Below are 544 nucleotides of genomic sequence, written 5' to 3'. Positions count from 1 at the left end.
AATGATGCGAAGTGCGCGGCATAGCGGAGGGAGTCTGGTCTTTTGGCCGCTGGTTCTGCTTGCCATCATTATTCGCCTCAGCGTTGGAAGTCTGCCTTTACCGCAGTTCCTTCTCAATGATCCGTTAAAACAGTTCGCCAACTTGTCGACCCTTTGCGACAGCCAGAATTTTGGTCCGCATAGTCCTGATCATCATCACGCAGCGGATGTTGGTGATGGGATTGCAGTGGTCGACGACCTGTTAACAATCCTGATAATTGGATGCGTCGCTGCTGTTTTCCTCGTCCTGTCTGTGACAGGGCGGAGTTTTTTCTGGTGTTTCCCGCCCGTGCGGGGGCCTCCCCTATGGCGGCTATCGGGCATTTATGCTCAAGGACCTCCTAACCTGATCTGACAAAAACTTAGCGCCTTTATCGCATCTGCGATGGAAGGTTTTCTGCGTTTTTCAGATCAGAACGAACACATGAATACTTCTTTTGAATCAAGCCGGCCTCTCGGCTCGCTGGTGCTTGGCTGCGTTTTTCTTGGAGCCTTTCCAGCTCAT

The 544-nt window shown here is 51.7% G+C and carries 1 protein-coding gene; it reads left to right on the top strand.

Annotated features, from left to right (window positions below; genetic code table 11):
* Positions 1–394, top strand: a 394-nt coding sequence (locus tag HKD28_RS15630; RefSeq protein ID WP_207729037.1) for a hypothetical protein, incomplete at its 5' end; no start/stop codon positions are given.
* Positions 395–544 lie beyond the last annotated feature (150 nt).

This window comes from Gluconobacter cadivus, from assembly GCF_015244745.1.
Classification (GTDB): domain Bacteria; phylum Pseudomonadota; class Alphaproteobacteria; order Acetobacterales; family Acetobacteraceae; genus Gluconobacter; species Gluconobacter cadivus.
This window is presented reverse-complemented; position numbering and strand designations above follow the sequence as displayed.